Annotated in this window: 19 protein-coding genes; 11 read left to right on the plus strand and 8 right to left on the minus strand. The window is 71.4% G+C overall.

The features are described 5' to 3' along the window. The first annotated feature begins 1 nt into the window (after position 1). Complete coding sequence (locus AMK29_RS15090) at positions 2–1609, plus strand: ABC transporter permease (RefSeq protein ID WP_073812910.1); 1608 nt, start codon at positions 2–4, stop codon at positions 1607–1609. Next, entirely contained in the window at positions 1606–2652 is a 1047-nt protein-coding gene (locus tag AMK29_RS15095; RefSeq protein ID WP_073812913.1) for an ABC transporter ATP-binding protein, read from the plus strand. Before AMK29_RS15090 ends, AMK29_RS15095 begins: the two co-directional genes overlap by 4 nt. A gap of 220 nt (positions 2653–2872) precedes the next feature. Here the strand turns inward: AMK29_RS15095 and AMK29_RS15100 are convergent, their stop codons facing one another. Next, positions 2873–3823 carry a glycoside hydrolase family 16 protein gene (locus AMK29_RS15100; RefSeq protein WP_073812916.1) on the minus strand — a complete coding sequence of 317 codons (951 nt, stop codon included), beginning with the start codon at positions 3821–3823 and terminating at the stop codon, positions 2873–2875. A gap of 349 nt (positions 3824–4172) precedes the next feature. On the opposite strand from AMK29_RS15100, the gene AMK29_RS15105 reads away from it, so the two are divergent. From AMK29_RS15105 to pntB, 5 genes are all read left to right on the plus strand, one after another. Beyond that, positions 4173–4409 carry a hypothetical protein gene (locus AMK29_RS15105; RefSeq protein ID WP_143202894.1) on the plus strand — a complete coding sequence of 79 codons (237 nt, stop codon included), beginning with the start codon at positions 4173–4175 and terminating at the stop codon, positions 4407–4409. Positions 4410–4646: 237 nt separating this feature from the next. After that, positions 4647–6722, plus strand: a complete 2076-nt coding sequence (locus tag AMK29_RS15110; RefSeq protein ID WP_079196927.1) for a bifunctional polysaccharide deacetylase/glycosyltransferase family 2 protein — start codon at positions 4647–4649, stop codon at positions 6720–6722. A 2-nt stretch (positions 6723–6724) separates the two neighbouring features. Then, positions 6725–7990 carry an acyltransferase family protein gene (locus AMK29_RS15115; protein ID WP_079196893.1) on the plus strand — a complete coding sequence of 422 codons (1266 nt, stop codon included), beginning with the start codon at positions 6725–6727 and terminating at the stop codon, positions 7988–7990. Positions 7991–8225: 235 nt separating this feature from the next. Beyond that, a complete protein-coding gene (locus tag AMK29_RS15120; protein WP_073812925.1) occupies positions 8226–9749 on the plus strand; it encodes a Re/Si-specific NAD(P)(+) transhydrogenase subunit alpha in 1524 nt (507 codons plus the stop codon). A gap of 1 nt (position 9750) precedes the next feature. Continuing rightward, positions 9751–11169, plus strand: a complete 1419-nt coding sequence (gene pntB / locus AMK29_RS15125) for a Re/Si-specific NAD(P)(+) transhydrogenase subunit beta (protein ID WP_073812930.1) — start codon at positions 9751–9753, stop codon at positions 11167–11169. 318 nt (positions 11170–11487) lie between these two features. Here pntB and AMK29_RS15130 read toward each other — a convergent pair whose 3' ends face one another. The 3 genes from AMK29_RS15130 to AMK29_RS15140 all read right to left on the minus strand — a co-directional run bounded on the left by AMK29_RS15130 (position 11488) and on the right by AMK29_RS15140 (position 14679). After that, positions 11488–11886 carry an SHOCT domain-containing protein gene (locus tag AMK29_RS15130; protein ID WP_073812932.1) on the minus strand — a complete coding sequence of 133 codons (399 nt, stop codon included), beginning with the start codon at positions 11884–11886 and terminating at the stop codon, positions 11488–11490. 136 nt (positions 11887–12022) lie between these two features. Further along, the gene (locus AMK29_RS15135; RefSeq protein ID WP_079196928.1) at positions 12023–12592 is read right to left on the minus strand and encodes an NUDIX hydrolase; all 570 of its coding nucleotides are present in this window, start codon (positions 12590–12592) and stop codon (positions 12023–12025) included. Positions 12593–12663: 71 nt separating this feature from the next. Next, positions 12664–14679 carry an ABC transporter ATP-binding protein gene (locus tag AMK29_RS15140; RefSeq protein ID WP_241845370.1) on the minus strand — a complete coding sequence of 672 codons (2016 nt, stop codon included), beginning with the start codon at positions 14677–14679 and terminating at the stop codon, positions 12664–12666. Positions 14680–15274: 595 nt separating this feature from the next. Here AMK29_RS15140 and AMK29_RS15145 point away from each other — a divergent pair. The 4 genes from AMK29_RS15145 (at position 15275) to AMK29_RS15160 (ending at position 18595) form a co-directional block, all read left to right on the plus strand. Beyond that, on the plus strand, positions 15275–15793 hold the full coding sequence (locus AMK29_RS15145) for a toxin-antitoxin system HicB family antitoxin (RefSeq protein ID WP_073812938.1): 519 nt from the start codon (positions 15275–15277) through the stop codon (positions 15791–15793). A 97-nt stretch (positions 15794–15890) separates the two neighbouring features. Further along, the gene (locus tag AMK29_RS15150; protein WP_073812939.1) at positions 15891–16739 is read left to right on the plus strand and encodes a DUF4097 family beta strand repeat-containing protein; all 849 of its coding nucleotides are present in this window, start codon (positions 15891–15893) and stop codon (positions 16737–16739) included. A 60-nt stretch (positions 16740–16799) separates the two neighbouring features. Next, the gene (locus tag AMK29_RS15155) at positions 16800–17807 is read left to right on the plus strand and encodes an ATP-binding cassette domain-containing protein (RefSeq protein ID WP_073812941.1); all 1008 of its coding nucleotides are present in this window, start codon (positions 16800–16802) and stop codon (positions 17805–17807) included. Beyond that, positions 17804–18595 (plus strand): ABC transporter permease, encoded by a 792-nt coding sequence (locus tag AMK29_RS15160; protein WP_073812942.1) that lies wholly within the window; start codon positions 17804–17806, stop codon positions 18593–18595. Before AMK29_RS15155 ends, AMK29_RS15160 begins: the two co-directional genes overlap by 4 nt. 24 nt (positions 18596–18619) lie before the next feature. On the opposite strand, the gene AMK29_RS15165 is transcribed toward AMK29_RS15160, so the two are convergent. The 4 genes from AMK29_RS15165 to AMK29_RS15180 form a co-directional block, all read right to left on the minus strand. Continuing rightward, on the minus strand, positions 18620–19831 hold the full coding sequence (locus AMK29_RS15165; protein ID WP_073812944.1) for a helix-turn-helix domain-containing protein: 1212 nt from the start codon (positions 19829–19831) through the stop codon (positions 18620–18622). Between the two features lie 218 nt (positions 19832–20049). Then, positions 20050–20994, minus strand: a complete 945-nt coding sequence (locus AMK29_RS15170; protein ID WP_073812945.1) for a hypothetical protein — start codon at positions 20992–20994, stop codon at positions 20050–20052. Positions 20995–21092: 98 nt separating this feature from the next. Continuing rightward, on the minus strand, positions 21093–22739 hold the full coding sequence (locus tag AMK29_RS37065) for a DUF6801 domain-containing protein (protein WP_073812947.1): 1647 nt from the start codon (positions 22737–22739) through the stop codon (positions 21093–21095). A gap of 119 nt (positions 22740–22858) precedes the next feature. After that, entirely contained in the window at positions 22859–23494 is a 636-nt protein-coding gene (locus tag AMK29_RS15180) for a hypothetical protein (RefSeq protein WP_073812949.1), read from the minus strand. Positions 23495–24120: the final 626 nt, after the last annotated feature.

Raw genomic sequence — 24120 nt, forward strand, 5'->3', positions numbered from 1 at the left:
CGTGACCTCACCGGATTCCCCCGTCCGGACGCGTCACGACACCCGCCCGGCGAGCGCCCATGCGCCCGCCGGGCGGAAGCGTGCCGACGGCCGCACCGGTCGCGCCGCCAGGCCCTCGTGGGTCCTGGTCGTGCCCGCCGGCCTCGCGGCGGCCCTCGCCGTCCTGCCCCTCGGCTACCTCGCCGTCCGCGCCCTCGAACACGGCCCCGCCTTCGCGTGGGACGTCATCGCGGGCGACCGGACCGGCCAACTGCTCCTGCGCAGCCTCGGCCTGACCGCCACCGTCGTCGCGGCCTGCCTGCTCCTGGGTATCTCCCTGGCCTGGCTGACCACGCGCACGGCCCTGCCCGGCGCCCGCGCCTGGTCGGTCCTCGTCACCCTGCCCCTGGCCGTGCCCAGCTACGTCACCGCCTTCGCCTGGCTCTCCGCGGCCCCCTCGCTCGCCGGATTCACGGGCTCGGCCCTCGCGCTGACTCTCGCGAGCTTCCCCTACGTGTACCTGCCGGTCGCCGCCGCCCTGCGCGGAACCGACCCCGGGCACGAGGAGGTCGCCCGCTCCCTCGGGCGCGGGCCCCTGCGCACCTTCCTGACCGTCACCCTGCCCCAGCTGCGGCCGGCCGCGGCGGGCGGCGGACTGCTCGTCGCGCTGTACGTGCTCTCCGACTTCGGCGCCGTGTCCCTCATGCGGTACGACACCTTCACCCGGGGCATCTACACGTCCTACCGTGCCAGTTTCGACCGCACGCCGGCGGCCGCGCTGAGCGCCGTGCTCGTCCTCATGACCGTCGCGCTCGTCGCCGCCGAGACCCGCACCCGAGGCCGGGCCGGATACTCCCGCACCGGGACGGGAACCGCCCGGCGGGCCCTCCCCGCCGCGCTCGGGCGACTGCGGCTGCCCGCCCTCGCCTGGTGCGGAGCCGTCGTCGCGACGGCCGTCGGCTTCCCGCTCGCCACCCTGGGTTACTGGCTCGCCGTCGGCTCCTCCGCGACATGGGACCCGGCCACCCTCACCAGTACCGCGCTCACCACCCTCGGCGTCGCCGCCGGGGGCGCCGCGCTCACCACTCTGCTGGCCCTGCCCGTCGGCGTCATCGCGGCCCGCCACCGGGGACGGCTCGCCCACCTCCTCGAACAGGCCGCGTACGCGGGACACGCCGTCCCCGGCATCACCGTCGCGCTCGCCCTGGTCTTCTTCGCGGTCCGCTACGTCCGGCCGGTCTACCAGGAGACACCTCTGCTGATCTGCGCCTACGCGGTGCTCTTCCTGCCCGTCGCCGTGGCCGCCACCCGTGCCGCCGTACTCCAGGCACCACCCGTACTGGACGACGTGGCCCGCTCCCTGGGCCGTACGCCCTTCGGCGTGCTGCGCGACGTCACCGTGCCACTTGCCGCACCCGGTGTCGCCGCGGGTGCGGCCCTCACCTTCGTCGTCTGCATGAAGGAACTCCCCGCCACCCTGCTGCTGCGCCCCACCGGCATGGACACCCTGGCCACTCGGCTCTGGACGGAGACCGGTACGGGATCCTTCGCCGCCGCGGCCCCGTACGCAGCCGTCCTCATCCTCCTGGCCGCCGTCCCCTCCTACCTTCTCGGAAGGCACCGCCCATGAACGACCTCCAGGTCAGTGGCGTGGTCAAGTCGTACGGCCCCGGCGCCAGGGTCCTCGACGGCCTCGACCTCACCGTCCAGGGCGGGCACCTCGCCGCCGTCCTCGGCCCCTCCGGCTGCGGCAAGACCACCCTGCTGCGCGTGATCGCCGGTTTTCTGCGTGCCGACGCCGGCACCGTCACGGTCGCCGGGCGTCCTCTCGCGGGCCCCGGCGTCCACCTCCCGCCCGAGCGCCGCCGCATCGGCATCGTCCCCCAGGAAGGCGCCCTCTTCCCGCACCTGAGCGTGGCCCGCAACGTCGCCTTCGGCCTGACCGGCACCGAGCGCGGAGCCCGCGCGAAGCGTGTCGAGGAGATGCTGGACCTCGTCGGGCTCGGCGGCTACGGCGACCGGATGCCGCACGAACTCTCCGGCGGCCAGCAACAGCGCGTCGCCCTGGCCCGCGCCCTCGCCCCCGAGCCCCATCTCGTCCTCCTCGACGAGCCGTTCAGCGCCCTCGACAGCGGACTGCGCGGGGCCGTACGGGCGGAGGTCCGCGCCGTACTCCGGGCCAGCGGCGCGACCGCCGTCCTCGTCACCCACGACCAGCAGGAGGCTCTCTCCACGGCCGACGTCGTCGCCGTCGTCCGTGACGGCCGCGTCGCGCAGTGCGCCACCCCCGAGGAGCTCTACCGGCGCCCCACCGAGCCCTGGGTGGCCTCCTTCGTCGGCGACGCCGTCTTCATCACCGGCACGGCCGACGAGCGCATCGCCACCACCCGTCTGGGCCGCATTCCCCTCGCCGCCGCCCCCAAGGGCCTGCGCGAGGGCCTCGTCCTCCTCCGCCCGGAACAGTTCCACCTCACCGACCCGGACGATTCGACCGCCCAAGGCACCGTCACCGACGTCCGTTTCTACGGCCACGACTCCATGGTCACCGTCGCCGTGGACGGCCTGGACCAGCCGATCGACATCCGCACCCCTGGTCCGCTCCAGGCGCACCCCGGCGGCAGGATCGGCATCCGGGTCACCGGCGAGGCCACCCTGCACGACCCTCCCGCCTGAGTCGCCAGGTCTCGGCACCGCTTGCCGGCGATGAGGTGGCCTTTACGGCGTGTTCATCCCTGGGACCTTCCGGGCCGTGTCCGTGCGTCGCATCGGCCGGCACCTCACGGTCCCTGTGGGGACCGGCGCACGTGAACGGCCGGAGCGCACCTCGACCCGGTCGAGGTGCGCTCCGGGGGGGGCCTGGCCCCCCTGATGCCGTGCGGTGCGGCGGGTGGGGTCAGGCCTTCGGGACGGTGTTGACGTAGTCGGCGCCCGTGCTGTGGAAGCCGGCCACCGTCTTCTGGACGTCCGCCGGGGAGACGGCCTCGTCGGCCTTGTAGTAGACCCAGTCGACCTTCATGTCCCAGGTGCGCGGGCCGCCGGTGAAGGGGAGGTCGATGAACCAGTTGCTGAAGTGGATGTCCATCTGCTCGCGCGGGACGTACTTGCCGGAGCTGGTGAACACCGGCTTGCCGTCCAGGGAGTAGGTGACCTTTCCGTCCATGGCGGTGATCATCACGGTGTGCCAGCCCCCGAGGCGCCGCTCGAGGGTCTTGTGGACGCGGTCCGGCGGGTCGGCCTTGTACCAGCTGACGGTGTCGAGCTGGGGACCCGTCGAACCCCAGCCGCCGTTCGGCAGGTACTCGAAGTCGAGTTCGCTGTAGTTCTCCGAGGAGTCCGAGGAGGAGATCGGGAAGAAGGTCTGGACGACGTGGTCGCCGTCGCGTCCGCGCGTGGGCTTGTCGCTGAAGTGGACCCGGGCGGCGAAGGTTCCCGTGAAGAAGTTCCGGCTCGTGGTCTGCACCTCGACCTGCGTGGTGCCCTGTTCGGTGCCGTCGGTGGAGGAGCGCAGTCGTAGGACCTTGCCCCCCTCGGCCGCCGGGTCGGACAGGAAGGAGGCGCCGTCGGCGCTCCAGGTGTCCTTGATCCCCGGGCCGCCCCCGCCGGTACGGAACTCCCAGCCGTGCTCGGCGAAGGAGGGGTCGTCGGCGCCGGTGTAGTCGAAGTCGTCGAAGAGGGTTCCCGGCGGCCCGGTGGGAGTCGGCGAGGCGTCCCGCGCGGGCCCGGCGGCGTCGGTGCTCCCGCCGGCCTCGGGGTCGGCGGAACACGCGGCGAGTGCGCACAGGAGGACGGGCACCGTGAGCGCCGTCCACGCGCGGCGACGAGAGGTGCGGCGGGGCTGGCTCACGCAGGCTCCTTGGAGCGTAGGGGCGGCGTGTGGGCACGCCCGTACACGGGGGTCACACGCTGATCACATGAATGGAGGCGTCATCCTAGCGAAGGGTTCCGGCCAGCCCGCAGCGTGTGCCCGACCGACCGCTCAGGAGCCGGGCAAACGCGGCCCGACATACCGATCCGGTTACGACACTCGAACGGATCATGTCAAAAGCGGATATCGCACACCAACTGACAGGAGCCATCCGCTAAGTTCCGCTCTACGCTTAAGTCGTCTACCTCCCTGCACAAAAAGGCCACACCAGATGCGCCAAGTCTCCACATCCTTCGGGCGTGGACCGGCATACCCGGCACAGGCCGTCGTGGCCGAATCCAGTCTCCAGGAGGCTGTTCCGGCACCGGTGTTCGTCGACCAGTCGGGACTGCGCAGCCGTCTGTTCCGGCGCTTCGGCTGGCCGGTCTCCGTGGTCGGCGCGATCCTGGCGGCCGCCATGGGCAGCAGCCTGATCGGCATGCAGTCGGACGCCCCGGCGATGGAGATCCCGCCGAAGCCTTCGTACGCGCCCACCAGGGGACCCCTGGCTCCGTCGTTGCTCTAACAGGCGCGGTCGGCCGCACCCCACCCCAGACGTGCGGCCGCCACGCCGAACATCGCGACATCCCACGGCCCACCGCCACCATCGCGCCGCCCGGAGCAACGCCTGCGGGCCGGCCGGCCGAGCGTGCCTGATCGTCCGCACCACCCATCTCCAGGAGCGCCCTTGTCCCGCCACCAGCGTCGTCGGCAGTCCCTGCTGAGACCGCGCCGACTGGCCGCGCCGCCGCTGCGCTTCTTCATGCCGCTGTCCCTGCTGGCCTGCCTGCTCGCGCTCCTCGTCCTGCGCGGCCTCGCCACCAACGAGGCCTTCCACGACACCCGGATCGCGACCTCGGTCGACAAGACGATGGTGCCGGAGAACCTGCTCAAGGGCGGCCCGATCATCGACGCGCGCGGTGCCAGGAACGAGCGCCCGGTGAGCTACCGGGTCCCCGACCACACCGTGGTCCTGAGCTTCGACGACGGCCCCTCCCCGGAGTGGACCCCGAAGATCCTGGACGTGCTCGCGGCCCACGACGTCCACGCGGTCTTCTTCGTGACCGGCGCGATGACCACGCGTCACCCGGAGCTGATCCGGCAGATCGTCGCGGGCGGCCACGAGATCGGTGTGCACACCTTCACCCACCCCGACCTGGTGTACCAGTCCGAGACCCGGATCAGCTGGGAGCTGGCGCAGACGCAGCTGGCGCTGGCCGGCGTCGCCGGCGTCCACAGCGCGCTGTTCCGCCCGCCGTACTCCTCGGAGGCCTCGGCGCTCGACAACTGGAACTACCCGGTGATCAAGTATGTGGGTTCCCACGGCTACCTCACCGCGTTCATCGACCGCGACACCCACGACTGGAAGCGTCCCGGCGTCGACGCGATCGTCAAGGCGGCGATGCCGCGCAGGCCCGGCGCGGGCGAGCTGGTCCTGCTGCACGACGCGGGTGGCGACCGTACCGAGACCCTCGCCGCGCTCGAGCAGATCATCGTGAAGCTGAAGGGCGAGGGGTACCGCTTCGCCACCGTCTCCGAGGCGCTCGGCGCCACCGACGCCACCGTGCCGGTGCACGGCTACCAGCTGTGGGCGGGCAAGTGCTTCATCTGGGCCAGCCAGGCCGCCGTGTTCACCCTGCCGGTGCTGGTCGCGCTGCTGGCTGTCGTCGGCTTCCTCAACTTCGGCCGGTTCGCCCTGATGCTGGTCCTCGCGCCGCTCCACGCCCGGCGCTCCCGGCGGCGGGACGCGTGGGGGCCACCCGTCACCGAGCCGGTCACCGTACTCGTCCCGGCCTACAACGAGCGCGAGTGCATCGCCAACACCCTCAACTCGCTGGCCGTCAGTGACTATCCGATCGAGGTCATCGTCATCGACGACGGCTCCACGGACGGCACGGCGGACATCGTCGAGGCGATGGCCCTGCCGTTCGTCCGGCTGATCCGCCAGGCCAACGGTGGCAAGTCCACCGCGCTCAACACCGGAATCGCGGCGGCGTCGCACGACATCGTCGTGATGATGGACGGCGACACCGTCTTCGAGCCGTCCACCGTGCGCGAGCTGGTCCAGCCGTTCGGCGACCGGTCGATCGGCGCGGTCGCGGGCAACGCCAAGGTCGGCAACCGGGACAGCCTGATCGGCGCCTGGCAGCACATCGAGTACGTCCTCGGCCACAACCTGGACCGCCGGATGTACGACATGCTCAACGTCATCCCGACCATCCCCGGCGCGGTCGGCGCCTTCCGCAAGGAAGCCCTGTGGCGGGTCGGCGGGATGAGCGACGACACCCTCGCCGAGGACACCGACATCACCATGGCGGTGCTCTGCGACGGCTGGCGGATCGTCTACGCCGAGCGCGCCCGCGCCTGGACCGAGGCCCCCGCGAGCCTCCAGCAGCTCTGGTCCCAGCGGTACCGCTGGAGCTACGGCAGCATGCAGGCGATGTGGAAGCACCGGCGCGCCGTGATCGCCCGCGGTCCGGCCGGGCGCTTCGGCCGGCTCGGGCTGCCGCTCGTGGTGCTGTTCGGCGTGGTCGCCCCGCTGCTCGCGCCGCTGGTCGACATGTTCCTGCTGTACGGCGTGCTGTTCGCGGACGCCCCGATCACCCTCGCCAGCTGGGGCGGCTTCATCCTGCTCCAGGCCGTGCTGTCCTGGTACGCCTTCCGGCTCGACGGCGAGAAGCCCCTGCATCTCATCAGCCTGCCGATCCAGCAGCTGGTCTATCGGCAGCTGATGTACATCGTCCTGTTGCAGTCCACGATCACGGCGCTGACCGGTGGCCGGCTGCGCTGGCAGAAGCTCCGGCGCACCGGCGAGGTCGCCGCGCCCGTGGAGGCCTGATCATGACCACATCCTTCGAGTCCGGGGGCAACCAGGACACGCTCCGGCTGCGCGTCCCCGCCGCTCTGCGACGGGAACCGGTGCAGGAGCCGAAGCCGGACCCCACGGCACCGTCCCGGGCCAAGGGCGGCCGGGACCTCTATTTCGACCTGCTGCGCGCCCTGGCGCTGGTGCGCGTGGTGATCTACCACAACTTCGGCTGGTTCTGGCTGCCCGTCGTCTTCCCGTCCATGGGCGTGATGTTCGCGCTGGCCGGGTCGCTGATGGCCCGTTCGCTCAGCCGGCCCGCCCTCGGCGTCATCCGGGGCCGCCTGCGCCGGCTGCTGCCGCCCATGTGGCTGTTCGGCGCGATCCTGCTCACCGCCCAGATCGTCGACGGCGGAGGGCCCGACGCCGAGGAGCACCCCGACTGGTGGTGGGGCAAGCTGCTGTTCTGGATCGTGCCGCTGAGCACCCCGCCGTACAGCGAGTCGCTGAACGGTTTCGACCAGCTGGTGGGGCCGGGCTGGGCGATGCAGGTCGTCGTCCCGCTCTGGTACCTCCGCGCGTACCTCTGGTTCGTCCTGCTGTCACCGCTGATGCTGTGGGCGCTGCGCCGGATGCCGGTGGTGACGCTGTCCGCGCCGATCGCGGTGACGATCGTGTTGCACACGTACCTCATCGACCAGGAGTTCCTCTACGGCCGGGTCTGGGAGAACCTCAGCGACTTCGCCATGTTCGGCTCCTGCTGGATCCTCGGCATGGCTCATCAGGAGGGCCTGCTCAAGAAGATCCCGCAGTACGTCGTGCCGTCCGTCGCGCCGCTGATCATGGTGGCCGGCTGGTGGTACCTGCAGACCCGACCGGTCGATCCGACCGTGCCGACCGACATCGAGAGCTGGCCGATCGCCCAGGCCCTCTGGTCCTTCGGCTTCGTCGCCCTCCTGCTCCACGTCAGTCCCTCCTGGGAACACTGGCCCCGACCGATGGAACGCTGGAACGGCCTGGTCAGCCTGCTCAACACACGCGCTGTCAGCGTCTATCTCTGGCACCAGGTCGCGTTGGTGGCCGCCATCCCGCTGATCGACCCCCTCTGGTCCGTCGGCTTCTTCTACGAGCACTTCCGGTGGCTGCTGACCAGCCAGTGGTTCCCGCTGATCGTGGCGGTCCCCCTGATCGGACTGCTGGTGCTGGTCTTCGGCTGGGTCGAGGACGTGGCCGCGAAGCGCTCCCCGCGGCTCTTCCCGTACCCGCGCCGCGTCCGGGGCAGGCGCCGGGCCGGAGCCTGACGCGGGCGGGCGGTGGCACCCGCCCCGGGGACGGGGCGGGCCGGCGCCGAACCTCGAAGTACCTCACGGGACGCGCGTCCTGTCGAGTGTTGCGTGTACCTCACTTGTGGGTGCTGTTCAAGGAGAGCCTCCTACGGCCAAGCTGAGCGGCGTGCTCCGGATCACCGCGGGTGCACTTTTCTGATCGTGTTGCGAACACGCCGTTGACGGCCACACCAGCGAACGGAGAACACTCGTGATTGTCGGAGTCCTCAAGGAAGCGCGGCCAGGTGAGAGTCGCGTCGCGGCCACGCCGGCCACGGTCCAACAGATCCGCACACTGGGGTACGACGTGGTCGTCGACTCGGGCGCGGGGGTCGCGGCCGGCTTCACCGACAGCGCCTACGAGTCCGCCGGCGCGACCGTCGGCGACGCGGCCGCCGCGGACGTGGTGCTGGCGGTCAACGCCCCGGCCCCGGCGCAGCTGGACGGCGTACGACCGGAGGCGACGGTGATCGCCCTGTTCGCGCCCGCCTTCGACCCGGCGATGGTCGAGGACCTGGGACGGCGTCCCTTCACGGCGCTGTCGATGGACGCCGTGCCGCGCATCAGCCGGGCCCAGTCGATGGACGTGCTGTCGTCGATGGCGAACATCGCCGGCTACCGGGCCGTCATCGAGGCCGCGCACGAGTTCGGGCGCTTCTTCACCGGCCAGGTGACCGCGGCGGGCAAGGTGCCGCCGGCGAAGGTGCTCGTCGCGGGGGCCGGCGTCGCCGGTCTCGCGGCGATCGGCGCGTCCGGCTCGCTCGGCGCGATCGTACGGGCGACCGACCCGCGGCCCGAGGTGGCCGACCAGGTCCGCTCGCTGGGCGGCGAGTACCTGTCGATCGAGTCCCCCGAGGTGGAGGTCTCGAAGACCGGTTACGCCAAGGAGATGGGCGACGACTACAAGGCCCGAGAGGTCGAGCTCTACGCCGCGCAGTGCCGCGAGGTCGACATCGTCATCACCACCGCGCTGATCCCGGGCCGTCCCGCGCCGACGCTGATCACCGCGGAGATGGTGGCGAGCATGAAGCCGGGGTCGGTGATCGTCGACATGGCGGCCGCCAACGGCGGCAACGTCGAGGGCACCGTGAAGGGCGAGAAGGTCGTCACGGAGAACGGCGTGACGATCATCGGCTACACCGATCTGGCGGGCCGGCTGCCGGCCCAGGCCTCGCAGCTGTACGGCACGAACCTGGTGAACCTGCTGAAGCTGATGACGCCGGGCAAGGACGGGTCGCTGGTCCTGGACTGGGACGACCCCGTGCAGCGCTCGATCACCGTCGTACGCGCCGGCGAGTCGGCGTGGCCGCCCCCGCCGGTCCAGGTCTCCGCCGCCCCGGCCCCCGCGGTGGTCGCGCCCGCGCAGGCGACACCGAAGAAGGCGCCGGCGACGGCGAAGCAGAGGTTCGGCGGCGTCGCCCTCGGCGCGCTGGCGCTGTTCCTCGCCGCCGCGTTCGCCCCCGCGGCACTGCTGCCCCACGTGACCGTCTTCGTGCTCGCCATCGTGATCGGCTACTACGTGATCGGACACGTGCACCACGCGCTGCACACGCCGCTGATGTCGGTGACGAACGCGATCTCCGGGATCATCGTGGTCGGCGCGCTGCTGCAGATCGGCCACACCAGCATGACCGTCACGGTGCTCTCGTCCGTCGCGATCCTCCTGGCCAGTATCAACATCTTCGGCGGCTTCGCGGTGACGCGTCGCATGCTCGCCATGTTCAATCGGAGCTGACATGTCTGCGACCATCGCCGCACAGGCGGCCTACCTCGTTGCCGCGCTGCTGTTCATCCTCGCGCTGGCAGGACTCTCCAAGCACGAAACGGCCCGGCTCGGCAACGCGTTCGGCATGCTCGGCATGGGCGTCGCGCTCGTCGCGACGGTCGTGCTCGCGTGGGACGGTGACGTCAGCGGCGCCGGCATCGGCCTGATGGCCGTCGCCATGCTGATCGGCGCGCTGATCGGCCTGCAGCGGGCCCGCGGCGTCGAGATGACCGGGATGCCCGAACTGATCGCGCTGCTCCACTCCTTCGTCGGTCTGGCCGCCGTGCTGGTCAGCTGGAACGGCTTCCTCAACGTCGAGCACGACCCGGACGGCCACGAGGCCCAGGTCCTGGACGCGCTCGGCACCCTGGGCATCCACCACGCCGAGGTGTTCATCGGCCTGTTCATCGGCGCGGTGACCTTCACCGGCTCCGTCGTGGCCTACCTGAAGCTCGCCGCGAAGATGGACTCCAAGCCGCTGGTGCTGCCGGGCAAGAACGCCCTGAACCTCGGCTCGCTGGTCCTCTTCCTCGCCCTGACCGTCTGGTTCGTGATCACGCCCGAGCTGTGGCTGCTGATCACCGTGACGGTCCTGGCGCTCGCCCTCGGCTGGCACCTGGTGGCGTCGATCGGCGGCGGAGACATGCCGGTCGTCGTCTCGATGCTCAACAGCTACTCCGGCTGGGCGGCGGCGGCCTCCGGCTTCCTGCTCGGAAACGACCTGCTGATCATCACCGGCGCGCTCGTCGGCTCCTCCGGTGCCTACCTGTCCTACATCATGTGCAAGGCGATGAACCGCTCGTTCCTCTCCGTGATCGCCGGCGGCTTCGGCATCGAGGCGCCGACGGGCTCGGACGTCGACTACGGCGAGCACCAGGAGACCACCGCCCAGGGCGCCGCCGAACTCCTCGGCTCGGCCCGCTCGGTGATCATCACTCCGGGATACGGCATGGCCGTCGCGCAGGCTCAGTACCCGGTCGCGGAGCTCACTTCGAGGCTGCGCGCGAGGGGCGTCGACGTACGGTTCGGCATCCACCCCGTCGCCGGCCGCCTGCCCGGCCACATGAACGTCCTGCTGGCCGAGGCCAAGGTGCCGTACGACATCGTGCTGGAGATGGACGAGATCAACGACGACTTCGCCAAGACCGACGTCGTCCTCGTGATCGGCGCCAACGACACGGTCAACCCGGCCGGGGCGGACGACCCCAGCAGCCCGCTCGCCGGCATGCCGGTGCTCACCGTCTGGAACGCCGGCAAGGTCATCGTGTTCAAGCGCTCTATGGCCTCCGGATACGCCGGCGTGCAGAACCCGCTGTTCTTCCGTGAGAACACCGCGATGCTCTTCGGCGACGCGAAGGCCCGGGTCGAGGACATCGTCGGCGCCCTCTGACAGACGGACCGGTTGAGCGAGGGGCCGTTCCGGAGCGATCCGGAACGGCCCCTCGTTCATGCCCGGCGACCGACAGCGGGGGAGGCCTCCCGCGCCGCCGGGGGAAGGGAGGCGTGCCAGAAATCGGCGTAACGGCCGCCGTGGCCCGGCAGGGTGTCGTGGCTCCCCTCCTCGTCGGGGTGAGGACTGGGGGCGAACACAGCTCCGCCCCGGGCAGACGCGGGGAAAGGGGGCGGCTCCGGCGGCGTCACAGCCGCGGCGCAACGCGGACCGCCCCGTCCTGCGCGGCCGCAGGACGGGGCGGGGCGAACTTCCGTGTCAGGCCAGGATCTTGGCCTTCGCCTTCTCGTACTCCACGTCCGTGATGGCGCCCTTGTCCTTCAGTTCGGCGAGGCGGGCCAGATCGTCGACGTGGCTGCCCTTGCCGTCGCCCGAACCCGCCGTCTTGCGGATGTACGACTGGAGCGCGGCCTCGTTCTCCTGGGCCTGCTTCATGTCCCGCCGGCCCATGCCCTTGCCGCGGGCGATCACGTACACCAGCACGCCGAGGTACGGCAGCACGATACAGAAGATCAGCCACCCCGCCTTGGCCCAGCCGTTCAGGTCGTCGTCCCGGAAGATGTCCATGACGACCTTGAACAACAGGAACAGCCACATGATCCAGAGGAAGAACCAGAGCATGGTCCAGAAGAGGTTGAGGAGAGGGTAGTCGTCCATGCCGTCACTCCGTTCCCGCACCGGCCGCTGTCGGACCGGGCGTATGCGGTGAGTCTCACCGACGGCCGCGCCCCCCGCACCTCGAAGCCGCCCGACGTGCGCCGAGCGGCGAGGCGTGATCCGATGGGTGGGCGGTCTACCGCTCCGAGGGCCTTCCCCGGTCGGGGACGACGCGGAGCCGGTCGAGCGCCGGATCGTAGGCGATCGGATCATCCGGTTCGCAGTGGTGGAGGGCGATCCTGCCGCCACTCCGGTACGCGTCGAGCCCGGCCCGGCAGAAGGCGACCATCGGCCCCGGCAGCGCGTCGAGCGGGAACCAGTCCATGGCGTCGCACTTCTCGGGCTCCAGGACCCGGGGCGCCCCGCTCCAGCGCCTGACCTCGAAGAAGAACCCCACCCGCGCGCTTCCGCCCGGGGCGCGGTGATGCACGGTGACCGCGGCGCGTACGTCCTCCGGGGCGACGGCGAGACCGGTCTCCTCCGCCGTCTCCCGGACGAGGGCGCTGACCACGTCCTCGTGCGCACCGTCCACATGACCGGACGGCAGGTGCCAGCAGCCGGAGGCGTAGACGGCACCCGCTCGGCGGGAGAGCAGCACCTGCGGGCCCCGGTCGCCGTCGCGGACGGCGATCAGGTGCACGTCCAGCGGCACGGTGTGCCGGCCGCCGGGGCGCCGCCCCTGGACGGGGGGAATGGAAGACGGCATGTCGGTACCTCCGGGGGTGACGGCGGGCGACGGCGGGGCGGGCGGACGGGTGGTGCTCGGAGGGCCGGGGATCATGACAGGACCTCCCCTTCGTCGACGCGGCCCGCGTCCGGCGCTCTCTCCGCCGGGGCCGTCTGGCCGGGGACGGCCGCGTGCCGGAACTGGCGCGCCTGGAGCTCGTACGCCCTGCGGAACGCGCCGGTGCCCGTGGCGGGGTCCATGAGCGCGGCGAAGGTGCCGTGCTCGACGACCCGGCCCTGGTCGAGGACGTAGATCAGGTCGGCGTGGCGGACGCTGTGGAGCCGGTGGGTGATGAGGACCGTGGTCTGCCCGCTGCCGGCCAGCTCGTGGATCTGGTCGAAGACGCGCTGCTCGGCGGCCGGGTCGAGCGCGCTGGTGGGCTCGTCGACGATCAGCACGGCGCCGTCGCGGTACCGCGCGCGGGCGAGGCCGATCTTCTGCCACTGGCCGCCGGAGATCTCCTGTCCGCCCTTGTAGCCGCGGGCGAGCAGGGTGTCCAGGCCTCCGGGAAGCCCGCCGACGACCTCGTCGGCGCCCGCGTACGCGGCGGAGGCCTCGATGACGGCGTCGTCCATCGCGGCGCCGCTGCGTCCGATGCCGATGTTGACCCGGGCGGTGAACGGCCAGCGGTAGAAGTCCTGCGCCACCATCGCGACGCGGTCGAAGAGCTGGGCCCGGTCGGCCTCGGCCGTGTCCACGCCGCCCCACAGGACCCGGCCGGAGGCGGGCAGCCAGCCTCCGCAGAGCAGCCGGACGAGCGTCGACTTGCCCGAGCCGTTTTTCCCGACGAGGGCGACGGTCCTGCCCCGGGGGATGACGAGGTCGACCTCCCGCAGGGACGGCTCGTCCGCGCCGGGATAGGTGAAGGTGACGTTCTCGAACCGGATCTCGTCGACGACCTCCGGGAGGTCGACGCCGCCGGACGGGATGGCGCGGCGCACGGCCTCCTGGCACAGGGTCTCCAGATCGGCCACGAACATGGCCTCCTCCTGGACGTCGGTGACGCGCAGGACGAGGTCCGTGATGCTCGCCGATCCCGCGCGGATCGCCAGCACGGCCGTGCCCGCCACCGCGAGCGCCATCTGCCCGTTCCACAGCAGCAGTCCGAGGACGCCGTAGGTGACGACGGTCGCGATGCCGCGCGTCGACTCGGCGTACAGGCCGGTGCGCGCGCCGATCCAGGCGAGCCGGGTCTGCTCCCGCTCGCTCGTCTCGGCCATCTTCCGGAAGTGGGTGAGGAGGAACGGGGCCACGTCGTGGACGCGGACCTCGGTCGCGGCTCGCTGGTCGATGAGGAGCTGGCTGATGAGCTTGGCCGCCCTGACGTGCTGTACGAAGCGGTGCCAACTGACGTACCGGTGGCGGGCCATGGTCAGCGAGCCCCACGCGCTGGGCAAGGCCATGCAGACCAGGAGCGGCAGGAGCACCGGGTGCAGCACCGTCAGCACGCCCGCCGCCGCGACCAGGGAGATCACCGAGGTCACCACGGACGTGCAGTAGCCGACCATCCGGCGGGCCGAGTCCGCGCCCCACTGGGCGGAGTCCATCAGGCGGTGGAAGGCGTCGTCCTCGATCGCCTCCAGTTCCACCCGCGCGACCAGGCCGAGGTAGCGCTCGGTGGCCACGCGCTGGACCTTCGGCTCCAGGATCCCGGTCGCGGCCGCCGACGCCGACTTGCAGCCGGACCCGACGACGGCGAGGACCGCGACGAGCGTGAGGGCCGGCAGGGCGGCGCGGAGGCGGCCGGTGATGTCGCCCGGTGCCAGCAGTTCGACGAGCAGACTGTTCACCGCGACGAGGGAGACGGCCTGGGCGACTCCGCGAACGGCCTCCGTGAACGCGACGGCGACGAGCGCCTGCCGGTCGGCCTCGCGCGCCAGTCGGACGGCGAGCGCCACGTGCCGTGGCAGGGAGACGGCCATGGCGCGCAGACTCAGCTTCAGCCAGGCGCCGTTGTGGGCGCCCCAGCCGTGGTCGTACGTGAGCTCGCCGCCGAACAGCAGTTGTTCGGAGTCCGAGGGTCCGCCCGCCGCGGCTGTCAGCGGGTCGCTTGCGGTGGTCGTCATGCCCCCCACCTCGTATCCGGACATGCCGCGCGGAACGGACCGGCGGTGCGTCGGGCGCGCGGGCCGTGCCCGGCCGGGAGGCGGCCGGGCACGGGCCGGACGGTGGGAGGAAGAGGGGCCTGGGGGACGGGCAGGGGGTACACGGGGGCCTCCGAAGCTGATCGGTCTGGTCGGTCGCACGGTGTAACGAGACCTCGATCGGGTTCGAACACACGTGTTTCGGACGTGGCGGAGAGCCCGTGGTTGAGCGAAAGCGTGTGCGTGCCGGGTGCACCGACCCGTATGGGTGCGGCGTCGAGGTGCTGCGGGCGGGTGACCGAAACGCCGACACTCCTTCGAGGGTGTGGGGGGTGTCCGGGAGTGGGGTCGTCGGCGGCTCCAGGCAGGGGGCGCTGAACTGGCACCGATGGCACCACCTGGCGCCACGGGGTGCCATGGCGTCGCCGGGGGAGGGGGGTGCGGGGTCGCGGCACCCTCGTCGCTCAGGATTGTTCCCCTCTGTTTCCGCAGGTCAGAAGGGTTACCCTCGCGATTCATCCGTGTGCGGCACCGTCAGGGCTTGCATATGGCGCCATTGCGGTGCCATGATGGCGTCATGGATCTCACCCCGTATGTCGACACCCTCCGCCGCGAACTCGCGGTGGCCGCCGAGGCCGGCGGCGACGAAGCGCGCGCGCTGGCCGAGCGGCTCACCGCACCGCTGGAGTCGGCGGCCCGGCTGACCATGCTCAACGTGCTGTCCGCCGCGACGGACGAGATCACCCGTGAACTCGCCCCCGGTTCGGTCGACGTACGGCTGCGCGGGCTCGACCCCGACTTCCTCGTGACGCTGCCGCCCGCCGACACCGGCGGCCACGCGGAACCGACCGTGCCCGCCGAGTCGCTTCCGGCCCCGGCTCCCGCCGAGGGCGACGAGGGCGGCACCGCCCGCGTCAACCTGCGTCTGCCGGCCCACCTCAAGGCCCGCGCCGAGGAGGCCGCCGCCCGCGAGGGCCTGTCGGTCAACGCGTGGCTCGTGCGCGCCGTGTCGGCTGCGGTCGAGGGCGGCACCCGGCCGCGTACGACCGAGCGAACCCAGACCATCGGCCAGAGCATCACGGGCTGGGTGCGCTGACCGCGCCCCCTGTCGCACCACCTCGCCCGCACCACTTCACCTCACACCACGTCCCACCAGCGGGGACGTCCTGAAGACCCAAGAGGACGGGACAGCCATGCCTTCTTTCGACACTCCCGAAGCGATCTCCGTCACCGCCCACGTGGAAGGCGGCGCCATCCGGTTCTCCGCCGGTGACCGCGTCGACACCCTCGTCGAGGTGCGGCCCCGCGACTCCAAGAAGGACGCGGACGTGCGGGCGGCCGAGCGGACCGAGGTCACGTACGCCGGCGGCGTGCTGACCGTCAGGACGCCCAAGTCCAGCCTGCTCGGCCTCGGTCGCACCGGCATCGTGGACGTGGCGGTCGAACTGCCCACCGGCTCGCGGGTCGACATGACCGGTTCCTGGGCCCAGGTGCTCGGCGAGGGCCGGCTCGGTGAGGTCAGCGTGCAGACCTCGTCCGGCGACGTCCGCCTCGACACGACCGGGCCGCTCTCCCTCAAGGCATCGCACGGGTCCATCGTCGTCGACCGCGTCGAGGGCGCGGCCGAGATCACCACCAGCTCCGGCAGGCTCCGCGTCGGCCTCCTCGACGGGACCGCCGTCCTGAAGAACTCGCACGGCACCACGACCGTCGGCGTCGCGACCGGCGACCTCAGGGTGAGCGGCGCCAACGGTGACATCGAGATCGGCCGCGCCGAGGGCTCGGTCACCGCCACCACCGCCCACGGCGCCCTCCGCGTGGCCGAAGTAGCGCGCGACAGCGTCCAGTTGGAGACCTCCTACGGCTCCATCGAGATCGGCGTCCGCGAGGGCACCGCCGCCTGGCTGGACGTCAGCTCCGACCGGGGGCAGGTGCGCAACACGCTCGCCGCCTCCGAGACCCCCCAGGAGACCGAGGAGACCGTCAAGGTCCGCGCCCGCACCCGCTGGGGCAACATCGACGTCCGCCGCGCCCACTCCTGAGCATCGACGCCCCGCCCGCCTCCTCCTCCCGCCCGCTCCAGCCTTCGAACGGAGGGCTCCATGCCTTCTTCTGTCATGTCCATGTCTAGCCAGGGTGACGGTCAGCCGGCCCCGGCCGCCATCTCCGCCGTCGGGCTGCGCAAGTCCTACGGTGACAAGACCGTGCTCGACGGCGTCGACCTGGCCGTCCGCGAGGGAACGGTCTTCGCCCTGCTGGGTCCGAACGGGGCCGGCAAGACCACCGTCGTGAAGATCCTCTCCACCCTCGTCACCGCCGACGGCGGCCAGGCCCGGGTCGCCGGCCACGACCTGGCCGCCGACCCGCAGGCCGTCCGCGCCGCGATCGGCGTCACCGGCCAGTTCTCCGCCGTCGACGGCCTCATCACCGGCGAGGAGAACATGCTCCTCATGGCCGACCTCCACCACCTGCCCAAAACCGAAGGCCGCCGCGTCGCCACCGAACTCCTCGCCCGCTTCGACCTCACCGACGCCGCCAAGAAGCCCGCCTCCACCTACTCCGGCGGCATGAAACGACGCCTCGACATCGCCATGACCCTCGTCGGCGACCCCCGCGTCATCTTCCTCGACGAACCCACCACCGGCCTCGACCCCCGCTCCCGCCACACCATGTGGCAGATCATCCGCGAACTCGTCACCGACGGCGTCACCGTCTTCCTCACCACCCAGTACCTCGAAGAAGCCGACCAGCTCGCCGATCGCATCGCCGTCCTCCACAACGGCACCATCGCCGCCGAAGGCACCGCCGAAGAACTCAAACGACTCATCCCCGGCGGCCACGTCCGCCTCCGCTTCGCCGACCCCGCCACCTACCGCACCGCCGCCACCACCCTCCACGACGCCGTCCGCGACGACACCGCCCTCACCCTCCAACTCCCCAGCGACGGCAGCCAGCGCGACCTGCGCACCATCCTCGACCGCCTCGACACCGCCCACATCGAGGCCGACGAACTCACCGTCCACACCCCCGACCTCGACGACGTCTTCTTCGCCCTCACCGGCGCCACCGTCCCCACCCAGCAGGACCCCACCAAGGAGACCGTCCGATGAGCACCCTCACCCTCGCCGTCCGCGACACCACCACCATGCTCCGGCGCAACCTCCTCCACGCCCGCCGCTACCCGTCCATGACCCTCAACCTGCTCCTCACCCCGATCATGCTGCTGCTCCTCTTCGTCTACATCTTCGGAGACGTCATGAGCGCGGGCATCGGAGGCGGTGGCGCCGACCGCTCCGACTACATCGCCTACATCGTCCCCGGCCTGCTGATGATGACCATCGGCAGCACCGTGATCGGAGCCGCGATCTCCGTCTCGATGGACATGACCGAGGGCCTCGTCGCCCGCTTCCGCACCATGGCGATCCACCGTGGCTCCCTGCTCATCGGGCACGTCATGGGCAGCGTGCTGCAGGTGCTCGCCAGCCTGGTCCTCGTCGGCGCGGTGGCGGTGGCGATCGGCTTCCGGTCCACCGACGCCACCGTCCTGGAGTGGCTGGCGGCCCTCGGGCTCCTCGCGCTGTTCGCCCTGGCGCTCACCTGGATCGCGGTCGGCATGGGCATGGCCAGCCCGAACCCGGAGGCGGCCAGTAACATGGCCATGCCGCTGATCCTGCTGCCGCTCATCTCCAGTGCCTTCATCCCGGCCTCGACGATGCCGGGCTGGTTCCAGCCGATCGCCGAGTACCAGCCCTTCACCCCCGCCATCGAGACCCTCCGGGGCCTCCTCCTCGGCACCGAGATCGGCCACAACGGCTGGCTCGCCCTCGCCTGGTGCCTCGCCCTCACCGCCCTCGGCTACTTCTGGTCCAAGGCCCTCTACAACCGCGACCCCGAGTGAGGTGACCCGGCGGGGGACCGCTGCTCAGTCCGTGCGCTTCGTCTCGTGGAGATGGAGCGCACGGAGTGCTGCTTCGAGGGCGAAGCGGCGATCGGGGTCGAGGAGCCGGTCGCCGAAGTGGTTGTCCAGGTTCCGCAGGCGGTAGCGGACCGTCTGGGCGTGGACGCCCAGCATCTCGCCGACCTGCTCGGCGGGCGCGCGCGTGGAGACGTGGACGCGCAGGGTCTCGATCAGCCGCTCGCGCCGGGTGCCGGACAGGCCGTCGAGCGGGGCCAGTTCACGCTGGGCGAGATGGGTGGTGAGGGCCGGATCGGCCAGTAACCATAACGTTGTCAGGTGGTCCTCGCAGTGCACGAGCGGGGCGTCCGCCACGACGCCGTCGTCGATGAGTTCGAGGACGCGCCGGGCCCACCGGATCGAGTGGCCGGCCTGCCCCGGAGGCACCGTCAGACCGACGACGGCGGACGTGCCGGCCAGCGCGGAACGGAGCATCGCGAGGCGCTCGGCGGTGAGGGGGCCGGGGATGAGCAGATGCGGCTGGGGAAGGCTGAGGTCGGCGAGGACGTCCCGGTCGAGGCCCGCCTGGACGAGTTCGGCGACCGGCGGGCGGAGGGCGACCAGGGTGCACTCGGCGGGGAGCTGCCAGGAGGCCTCCTGGCACAGCTCGGCGATGGTCGCGCGGGGCAGCGGCGGCCCGGCGACGACGAGATGCAGCAGCTGTCTGCGCAGCGCCGCCACGTCGGACATCCCGCGGGCCTGGACCATGACGTACCCCTCGCGGGAGAGGGACTCCAGCTCCTCGACGTAGGCGAAGAGGGCGTCCGCGAAGGCCAGGATGAGGGTGGGGGAGAGGTTGTACGTGCGCCCGATGCTCTTGGCCCGGCGCAGTGCGATACGCGCCCCGAGGCGGTAGGCGCCCTGGAGGGTGTCGAGGTCACGGCCCTCGTAGGCCTCCACCCGGCCGAACTTGCGCAGGAGTTCGTCCCGGAGGGCGGAGTTCGCCCCGGGCGCGGCGACCCGCTCCACGAACGCCGCCAGGGCCTGCTCCACACCCTGGCGGATCGCGTCCGAGTGGGGCCCGTTGAAGAGGTGGGCGTACACCGGGTAGGCCCGCTGGACCTCCACGCCGATCTCCTTGATGAGGCCCGGGATCTCCGGCCTCATCAGTTCGGCGAACTCCCTGGGGAGCGGGTCGAGCGGTTCACCGGTGGCCGGTGAGTGTGCGATTGCGGGCATGGACCGATCCCTTGCTCTGCTGCGCGACCGGTGGGGGAGTGACGGTCGACGGCGCCCGCCCCGGTGGGGCGGGCGCCGCGGGGGCCGTCAGGCGCGTACCGACGTGGACTGCTGAAGCTAGGACACCAGCTGTGTGCTGTACACAACTTGCGCAAGAGTTGGCGCCCCATGAGGGGGTACACCGCCGACTAGGCCTGGAATCGCCCCCTGCGTGGCCGTTACCTGACGGCGGAGTGCCAGTTCCGGGCCAGCACCTTCCCGGCGTCGGGGGCGACGACACCGGGCGCGTAGAGACCGGTCAGGTACGTCTGCGTGTTGTTGAGGGTGAGGCTGTTCTTCCCGGCGGCGGACGGCAGGCCCGTCTTGAGGTTGACCGCGCCGTCGATCAGGCCGAACAGCCCCAGGCCGCAGCCGCTGGCGCCGGGGACGGCGAAGGTGGTGTCGACCTGGGTGGAGCCGAGGAGGTTGAGGCGGCTCATGTCGCCTTCCTCGTTCGGGGAGCCGTCGCCGTTGTAGCGCTCGACGGCGAAGGAGGGGGACGTCTGGTTGCTCGGACGCAGCACGATCGGCTTGGACTTGGTGCCGATGTAGCAGTTGTTCCCGAGGAACGGGTTCTGCAGGTGGATGCGGACCGGGATGTTGACGATCGGCTTGTCGGTGAGGACACCGGCGATCTGGTCGAAGTCCGAGGGGGTGCCGACCGACTCGACGGTGGCGGTGATCTTGTTGAGCTTGGCGTCGGTCAGCTGCCTGCAGATGTCGGTGATGAACGGGATGTCGCTCGGACACATCAGGCCGAGCAGGCCCCCGGGGACGGTGGCGGAGTCGGCGATGATCGAGCCGGCGGGGGGTGCGACGACCGTGCTGGTGCCGTCGGGGTTCTGGACGACACCGATCTGGAGGTCGGTCTTCCCGGTGACCACGGTGGTGTTGCCGAGCTTGATGGAGCCGCTCGCGGAGAAGGAGGAGACGCACTGCGGTGACGTGTCGAGGCCGTCCGCGGCGAGCATCGCAGGGGCGTCGACGGGGCAGCGGCCGAACGGGCCCCAGGCGCCGTTCATCTGCGGGGTGGCCGCGGTCGCCGTGCCGACGGAGACGAAGGCGCCGAGCGCGGTCAGGGCGGAGAGCGTGGCGAGTCGGGCGCGGGAGGAGACGAGGGGCATGGCGAGGCCTTCCGTTGAGGGGAGCAGAGAGCGGGGCGGGGAAGGGGTGGGGCGGTTGCGGGGGTTCGGCGTACGGGCTCGGGGGGCGGGTGCGTCGCTCAGCGTTCGGGCTTGGGGATGACGTACGGCTGTCGGTCCTCGGTGCACTGGCCTTCGGTGGGCACCTCGACACCCACGGCGCAGGTCTGACCCTGGATCTGCTTGAGGTGGTTGCCGGGGCCGGAGATGGACGCGGTGAGGAGCCGGTCGAGGTTCTCGCCGCCCGCGCCGCAGCCCTTGAAGGCGGGGATGGTCACCTCGCCGGTGAGCGGGCCGCCACTGGTGAGGACGTAGCCGGTGGCGTCGGTGCCGTTGAGGAGCTGGCCCTTGCCCAGCAGCACCAGGTGGTCGCCGGGGTACGTGGCGGGGTCGGGTTCCGGTGAGCTGAGCGGCTTCTCCGTACGGCAGGAGGGGCCGACGTCCAGGCGGGTCCCGTCGACCCGGACGTCGAGGACGCGCAGGACGAGGGGGGCGCGGATCCAGGTCTGCGCGATGTTGTCGGGGAAGACCAGGAGGATGTCCGACTCGACGGTCATGGGCCCCGCCTGCTCCAGGACCATGGTCGCCGTGGCCGGCATGAAGTCGAAGGTCAGGAAGGTGGCCTTGAAGGGCGGCGACTGCTTGCGTCCCTGGTGCGAGAGGACGGCGTCCGACTTCTGGAGCAGGTGGATGCTGCCGTCCGGCCGGAAGTCGATCTCCGGTATGCCCTGCTCGATCAGGACACAGGACACCGGGACGAGCGAAGCGCCGTTCAGCTTCCGCACGTTGGCGTAGCCGGTGATGTACGCGGTCAGCGAGGTGGGGGTCGGCTTGTCGTTGCGGCAGGGCGGTGCGGGCCGCGGGCCCGCCGGTGTGCCGGGCGTCGGCTCCGCGACCACCTTCGGTCCGCTGTCCGCCGTGCCTCCGGCCGCCGGGTCCTGCGCGGTGTCGCCGCCGCCGGCGGTCTCGCTCTCCGCCGGGGACGGCGGTCGCGGCGCGGTGGACGGGGGGAGGGGGGAGGTGGGGAGCGGGGACGAGGGGGAGGCCGAGGAGGGGGTGGCCGACGGCGGGACGGGTGAGCTCGGTCCTCCGGTGGGCGCGCCGGCGCCGACCGGGACCGTGGCGAGCACCCCGCCGCCCTCCGTGTCCTGACCGGGTACGCAGGTCACGGAGAGGGCGGCGGGGGTGGTGGGCGCTCCGTCGGCCGTGCTCAGGGCGAGGTCGACGCCGAAGCCCTCGGCGGTGAGGGTCAGTTCGCCGGTGCTGTCCGTCGTCAGGGTGGGGACGTCGCCGGTCGTGGTGAGGACGAGGGGCCCTTCGGCGGGTACGGCGAGGGGCTGCGCCGTTCCGCGCCATGTGAGGTCCGTACGCTGCCCGTTCTGGCCCGCGGCGACCGTGAGCAGGGTCTCCGCCCGGACGGTGGCGGCCTTCAGCGCGAGGAGGTCGGCGGTGGCCGCGGCCGGGAGTTCCACCGTGGTGCCGACCCCGGTGGGCAGGACCTCCTCGCCGACGGCGACCCGGTCGGGGACGGTGGCCTTGATCCGTACCGTCGCGGGCTGCTGTCCCGAGGGGAGCGTGCAGAGATAGGGGAGTTCGGCGTCGACCTCGTGGGAGCCCAGGGCCACCGCGGCGGCGGGGAGGAGGGGGGCGAGTGCCACGAGGGCGGCGATGGCCGCGCCGCGCGCGTGGGCGCGGGTGGGTCGCAGGGCGGCTCGCTGGCCTCTCATCTGGTGCTCCGCTCGGGTCGTGCGCGTGCGTGCGCGGGGGTGGAGGCGGTCAGGGGCACGGACAGGCCCGCGTCCGCCCGGCCGGGGTCACCGGCCGGACGGACGCGGGTTCCTGCGTCCTACGGGTTGGAGCCGACGATCGTCGGGATGGTGACGGTGCCGGCCTTCTTGACGAGGTAGGTGCCCTTGAAGGTCGGCTTGGCGCCGACCGGGACGGCGGAGCCGCAGTTGGTCGAGGAGACGACCGTGAGCTCGCCGGCGACGCTGTTGACGGCGAGTGCGCCCGTCGAGTTGGTGTACGTGCCGGAGGCCTTGCCCGTCACGCGGAAGACGCAGGCGCCGACCGTCACCTTGGCGTCGACGTTTCCGACGTAGCCCTTGGTGACGCCGGTGGCGGCGGTGTAGTCCTGCGCCACGACGGTCCAGGGGGTGGTCGCGACGGTGGTCACGTTGCCCAGGACGCTGGTGCAGGGGGCGCCGGTGGCGCCGAAGGCGATGGCGCTGATGGAGGCGACGGTCGCCGGGTTGCCGGTGGCGCTGGCCATGGTGCCCGAGGCGTTCGACTTCGTACACGTCATGGCGATGCCGTTGACGCTCAGGACGACGTTCCCGCTGTTGGTCGCGGTGAAGCTGGAGGGCGTCGGGTTGACGGTCCAGACCGTCGAGGGCACCGCCGAGGCGGGTGCCGCCGCGAGGGCGAACGCGGCCGTGGCGGCTCCGGCGACGACGGCGAGGTTTCTGATCTGCTTCTTCATGGCTCTGGGACTCTCCTTGGGGATTGACCGGCAGAGGGTGGCCGCGGTGGGGGTCGAGCGGCCGGCGGCCCGACATTTCCCGGCCGCGAAACCTGACGTTACTTGCGGGAAACTTAGCTGAACAATGGCGCAGCCCATGATTCTTTGAAGAGGTCGTATTGCCTGTCAGGCGGGTGAGCGATGGCGTCGATCTCCTTGGTTCCGGGGTGCGCAATGTCGACAATTATGATCGATCACGCAGGGCCGGCGAGAGGGCCGGTATTGGGTCCTCTCGTGTGGCCGAAAGGGTGTTCCTCGCTCTCTCCGGTGACAAGCGGAGTAGCGGAACTGTCTCCCGCCTGACAAATACCCGGCGGATCCGCCCCGGGTGGCGAAAACTCGGAATCCGGTATTGCCGTGGAAGGTTACTCGGCCGTAGCGTTCCCGGGGCGGCACCGAGCCGCAGGTCGGAACGGCTCTGCGGCCAGATCTGTCTTGGCGGAGACAAAAGCCGATCCCGTGTTTGTCTCCGTGGTGACAAATACGGAAGCGGATCAAGGATTCTGGCGCCCGGCTATTGTCCGGGTGATCCGCACCGACTTACCGTGCGCCCGCGGCGCACACCCGACGCACGCTTGCTGGAGGTG

Origin of the sequence: Streptomyces sp. CB02261 (assembly GCF_001905665.1) — a bacterium.
Classification (GTDB): Bacteria; Actinomycetota; Actinomycetes; order Streptomycetales; family Streptomycetaceae; genus Streptomyces.